The organism is Deltaproteobacteria bacterium, assembly GCA_003696105.1.
Classification (GTDB): Bacteria; Myxococcota_A; Polyangia; order Haliangiales; family J016; genus J016.
Window position 1 is genome coordinate 21,700 of record RFGE01000345.1, and the last position, 6,000, is coordinate 27,699.

The following is a 6,000-nucleotide window of genomic DNA, read 5'->3' on the forward strand; positions in this document are numbered from 1 at the left end:
GCGGCGGTCTCGCGCGCGGCGCGCGGACATTCGCGCCGCGGCGGTCACGCGTCGCCGGCGACCGCCGCCAGGATCGGCTCGCCGTAGCGGTCGAGCTTGGCGGGGCCGATGCCGTGGACGCGCGCGAGTTCGTCGCGGGTACGCGGCCGGGCGCGCGCGATCGCGTCGAGGGTGCGGTCGTTGAACACGACGTAGGCGGGCACGGCCTGTTCGCGGGCGAGCCGGCTGCGAAGTTGGCGCAGGCGATTCACGAGGTCGGCGTCGACCGGCGGCGCGTGCGGGTCGGCCGCGGGCGCGGCGGCCGGCGCGCGCCGCCGCCGCGCGGGGGCGGCGGGCAGGCAGGCGACGCCGTCGAGTTCCGCGTCGTCGGCCAGCGCGCGCCGGCCGCGCGCCGTGATCGACACGGTCGGGTAGTCGCCCGCGGACACGGCCACGAGGCCGGCCGCCTCGACGGCGCGCAGCAGGTCGAGGACGCGGCCGGTGGCGACGCCGCGCAGCGCACCGCGCTCGGGTAGGCCTTGCAGGCGCGCGTCGTCGTCGGTGCCGTTGGCCACTTCGGCGATGCGCCGGCGCCCGAACCGGCCGCGCAACGCCGCGACGACGCCGAGCAGCGCGCGCGCCTGCTCGCGCTCGACGTCGGCCAGCGGGCGTGCGGCGCCGAGCCCCTTGCAGTTGTCACACGCGCGGCAGGTCTTTCCCGGGTCGGCCCAGTCCGCGTCGCCGAAGTAATCGAGCATGAACCGGCGGCGGCAGCCGGCCGCGTAGCCGTACTCGACCATCGTGCGCAGCTTCGCGCGCTCGACGTCGGCGCGGCGGCCGAGCGCGTCGACGTCCAGCGGCGCAAACGCGCCGCCGAGTTCCTGTGGCCGCACCGCGCGCACGCCGTCGCCGTCGTCGTGGACGTACCCGTGGCGCTCGAGGATGCGCAGCGCGGCGGCCACGGTGCTGGCGTGCGGCCCGCCGGGCAGCGCGGCGCTCAGCGCGTCGGCGTCGCGGCCGAGCGCGGGCTGGTCGCGGAGCGCCTTCCACGCGGCGCGCAGGGTGTCCGCGGTGGGCAACGACGCCTCGATCAAGAACTCCTGCAGCCGCACGTCGGCGTGGTTGAACAACAGCACGCACTCGGTCCGCTCGCCGTCGCGGCCGCCGCGCCCGGACTCCTGATAGTAGGCCTCGACGCTGCGCGGCAGGTCGGCGTGCACCACGAGGTGGACGTCGCTTTTGTCGACGCCCATGCCGAACGCGTTGGTGGCGACGACCGCGTCGAGGTCGCCGGCCATGAACGCGTCCTGAATGGCCGTGCGGTCGTCGTCGGCGAGCCCCGCGTGGTAGGCGCGCGCGCGCACGCCGGCGCCGGCGAGCGCCTGCGCGTACCGCTCGGCGTTCTTGCGGGTCGCCGCGTATACCAGCGCCACGCCGCTGGCCCGGCGCCGCACGCGGTCGACGATGCGCGCCGCCTTGTCCGCCGCGCCGCCCGCGCGCTCGACCGCGTAGTGCAGATTGGGGCGGTCGAATCCGTGGACGTGCAGCGCCGGGTCGCGGAGATCGAGCTGGGCGACGATGTCGGCGCGGACCTCCGGCGTGGCCGTCGCGGTGAGCGCGATCAACCGCGGCGGCGCGAGCGCGCGCGTCGCCTCGCCGAGCCGCCGGTAGTCGGGGCGGAATTCGTGGCCCCATTCGGAGATGCAGTGCGCCTCGTCGATGGCGACGAGCGCCAGCCGGTCGCCCAACGCGGCGAGCGCGTCGCAAAACCGCGGGCTGCGAAACCGCTCGGGCGCGACGTACACCAGCGTGTGGGCGCCGCAGCGGATGCCCTCGAGGAGATCGGCCTGTTCGGCGGCCGACGCGGCGCTGGTGAGGGCGGCGGCCGCGACGCCGAGCGCGCGCAGCCCGTCGACCTGGTCCTTCATCAGGGCGATCAGCGGCGACACCACCAGCGTGACGGCGCCGCTCGCGCCGAGCAGCACCGCGGGCAGCTGGTAGCACAACGACTTGCCCGCGCCGGTGGGCATCACCGCGACGACCGGGCGACCGCGCAGCACGTCGTCGATGATTTCGCCCTGGCCCGGGCGCAGCGCATCGAAGCCGAAGACGTCGCGCAGGACGCGGTCGCGATCCGTCGCCATCGGGCCACCGTATCAGGGGACGGTGACAGTGATCGCGACGGCCGCGTCGTCGCGCGCACCGGCGTCGTCGCGCGCGCGCGCGATCAACTCCGCCGCCCCGGCCGGCCAGTCGGCGGGCACGGCGACGCGGACGTCCGCCGGCGCGGTGCCGCCCGCCGGCACGGTCACCGCGACCGGCGCGCCGGCGGCCGTGCGGTCCGCCGATGCCAGCTCCGCCGTGACGGCGATGTCGACCGGGACGGCGCCGCGGTTGGCCAGCGTCACGCGCGCGGTCGCGTCGGTGCCCGGCGCGACCTGGGCCGTCGCAGGGACGACGGCGGCCACGGTCACCCATGGCTCGACCACCGTCGCGCGCGTGCCCGCCGGCACGCGCCGCCAGCGGTGGACCGCTCCCGACGGCCAGCGGAACGTGATGACCTCCGCGCGCGGCGCCGCGCCGAGGCCGAGGTGCGCGGCGCGCTCGTGCGTGGCCATGTAGCCGGTCTGCGCGGCGACCTCTCGCACGACCACGGCGCCGCCCGCGAGATCGGCGCGCACCTGCAGGCCGATCCCGTCGGCGGCGGACGCGCGGCCGCGCGGCTGAAGGTGGATCGCACCGCCCGCGGCGGGGGAGTCGTTGCGCCACAGCAGCGCGCGCTCGAGCGTCACCTGCAGCACGTCGAGGTCGCCGTCGCGGTCGTAGTCGCCGACGGCGATCGCGCGGCCCGGGCCGTCGTCGTCGACGCCGGCGGTCGCCGCGACGTCCGCGAACGTCAGCGACGGCCCCTGATGGTGCAGCAGCGCGTTGACCGCGCGGACCGGGTTGGCGATCGACTCGTCCGCCGGGATGTAGCCGTTGGACACGAACAGATCGAGCCAGCCGTCGTCGTCGAAGTCGGCAAACGCCGCCCCCCAGCTCGTCGCGAACAGGTCGGTGAAGCACGCGTCGTGGGTCACGTCGGCGCCTGCGGCATCGGCCCGGTCCACGAAGCCTGCGGGGGTGCGCGCGAGCAGCGGATTGTGGCCGATGTTGGCCAGATAGTAGTCGAGGTCGCCGTCGCGATCGTAGTCGCCGGGGGCGATCGCCATGCAATAGATCGCGACGTCGGCCGCCTCGTCCGCCGCGACCTCGGCGAACGCGCCGGCTCCGTCGTTGCGATACAGCCGGTTGGGCTCGATGAATGCGCCGAAGTCGTTGCACACCATCAGGTCCGCGTCGCCGTCGCCGTCGTAGTCGGTCCACGCGACCGCGAGCGTCGTCCCGGCGCCGGCGGTGCCGGTGATCGCGGTGACGTCCTCGAACGTGCCGTCGCCGCGGTTGCGGTACAGCCGGTTCGGCTCGGGGACGTGGGTCGGAAACTGGACCTCGCGGACGTAGTTGCCGACGTACAGGTCGAGCCAGCCGTCGCCGTCGAAGTCGCCGAACGCCGCCGCGGTGGTCCACGCACCGTCGCCTGCGACGCCGGCGGCGGCCGTCACGTCGACGAACGCGCCGGTGCCGTCGTTGGCCAGCAGCCGGTTCGGTCCCCAGCGCATCAAGAACAGGTCCACGTCCCCGTCGTTGTCGTAGTCCGCGGCGGCGGCGGCCATGAACGGGGCGCCCGCGGCGGCGGCGGCCAGACCCGCGCTGGCGGTGACGTCGGCGAACGTGCCGTCGCCGCGGTTGCGGTACAGGCGCGGCGGGCCTCCCTCGGCGCCGACGAGCGCGTCGAGCCAGCCGTCGCCGTCGACGTCGGCGAACACCGCGGTCGCGCCGATGCGCTGGGTGAGCGCCGTCGTGCCGGTCCAGTCGATGCCGGCGGCGGCGCTGACCTCGGCGAAACACAGGCCCTCGCTGCACGGCGGTCCGGGCGGCGGTACGCGTTCGCCGGGTTCGCACGTGCCGGCGCGGCAGGTGTCGCCCGCCGTGCACACGCTGCCGTCGTCGCACGCGGTGCCGTCGGGCAGCGGAGGCGCGTCGCACCGGCCGGTGGCCGGATCGCACGTGCCCGCCGCGCGGCACGCCGACGACTCGCACACGACCGGTGCCGTGCCGGCGCACACGCCCGCCGCGCACACGTCGACCTGCGTGCACGCGTCGCCGTCGTCGCAGGGGGTGCCGTCGGCCGCGGTCGCGCACGGCCCGGCGTCCGCTCGGGGAGGGGCGTCGGGGCGCGCGGCGTCGGCGGCCGCGGCGTCGGCGCGCGCGGCGTCCGTCCGCGCGGCGTCCGTCCGCGCGGCATCGGCGCGCGGCGTCGCGTCGATGGCCGCCGCGTCGTGCGCCGGCGGCCGGCTCGGCGGTCCCGCGCAAGCGGCCGCGGCGACCAGGCCGGCGAGCGCGCGAATGCGAGCGTGTCGCCGGCGCGCGGCGACGGACGCGGTCAAAGGTCTCCGAGCCGACCGCCGATGGTGAACCCGAGTTCGGCTCCGAGCGGCAAGTCCGGGCGAAGCCCGCCGCTCTCGACCACCTCGAACGGCCGATCCTGCCGCGCCTCGTCCCAGGTCGCCGGGTGCGTCATCCACATGAAGCCGGCGATCGCGGCGACGAGGTTCGCCTCGCTCGGCGGCGGCCACGACGGATGCAGGTTCGGCCCGATGTCGGGCAACGGCACCGACTCGGACAGGTCCGGTGGAAACGCGATGACCCACTCCCACTGGGTCGTGTGGCCGCCGGGGTCGTCGAGTCGCCAGGTGACGCCGGCCATGCCCATGGTCGCCGTGTCGGTCGGGCCGACGACCGTGAAGTCGAGGTGGGAGTTGGGCCCCGGAAAGTCGAGGAGCGTCGCCTCGGTCACCCGCGCCGGCACCATGGTCCCCAGGTCGAGCGTGACGTCGCGGACGGTGGCGTCCACGTTGCGCGCGGCGAAGCCGAAGCCCGCGGGCGCGTTGGGGTTGCCGTAGACCAGCTGGGCGCGCGGCTGGAGGCGGTCGATCAGCCCGCCGACGATTCGGACCTCGGCGTCGACGTCCTGTCCCCCCTGCACGGGGGTGGGCGCGAGGAAATCGAACGAGTAGTCGAGGCCCCGGCGGTAGATTCCCACCTCCGGCGACAGCCCGGTCACGCCCGGCGGCACGTTGTTCAGCTTCACGCGCACGCGGTCGAAGTCGGTCTGCCAGCCGTTGAGCGCCAGCGGAATGCGGTACGCCAGCACCGTGTCGAGCTGCGCGCCGAGGCGCGCGGAGTAGGCCACCGGATCGCCGGCGTCGTCGCGCGCGACGACGAGGTAGTCGACCGGCGTGAGACCGCGCGTGCACCTTGTGTCCTGGTAGGGGATGCGGTTTTCGCCGGAGGCGAGCGGCACGACCTCGCAGCCGATGCGAAGCTCGTGGTTGACGGCGTCGGGCGCCTCCTCGGCCAGGTTCACGACCAGCTCGCCGAGCTGGTCCCAGCTCGGCTCCGGAACGCGCGGGCCGATTTGGATGGTGTCCAGCGGCTGGACGCCCACCACGGTGTGGAGCACGTAGGTGAAGCTGCCCTCGCCCTCGTCCACCGCCGTCAGTACGGTGACCGAGCCGCCGGGCGCGACCAGCTCGGTGGCTCGCCCGTCTTCGTCCAGCATCCGGGTCGACACGAGCGTTCCGTCCGGCGCGTGAAAGAACACGAGCCGGTTCGGGTCGGCCGTCGCCTGGGCGTCCGGCCCGTAGACGATGACGGTGACGACACCCGGCTCGACGCTGCCGTCGACCGTGCCCGCGTCGGTCGCGTCGTCGTCGTCGTCGCCGGCACCGCCGTCGGGCACGCCGCGGACGGGCGAGCATGCCGCAGCGAGTGCGAGCGCCAGCGCGGCCCATTCGGCCGCACCCCGTGTCGTGTGTCCTCCCCGCATCGCCGCGATTGTACAGTACCCCCGCGTGCGCCGCGTGTGCGCTCGCGCACCTGCCGCCCGCCCCCCGCGTGTGCGCTCGCGCACCTGCCGCC

2 protein-coding genes are annotated in these 6,000 nt (G+C 75.5%); both read right to left on the bottom strand.

Going from position 1 to position 6,000, the window contains the following annotated elements; genetic code table 11:
• Positions 1 to 44: 44 nt before the first annotated feature.
• The gene (locus D6689_21440) at positions 45 to 2,123 is read right to left on the bottom strand and encodes an ATP-dependent DNA helicase RecQ (protein ID RMH37101.1); all 2,079 of its coding nucleotides are present in this window, start codon (positions 2,121 to 2,123) and stop codon (positions 45 to 47) included.
• A gap of 12 nt (positions 2,124 to 2,135) precedes the next feature.
• Positions 2,136 to 4,604 carry a hypothetical protein gene (locus tag D6689_21445; protein RMH37102.1) on the bottom strand — a complete coding sequence of 823 codons (2,469 nt, stop codon included), beginning with the start codon at positions 4,602 to 4,604 and terminating at the stop codon, positions 2,136 to 2,138.
• Positions 4,605 to 6,000: the final 1,396 nt, after the last annotated feature.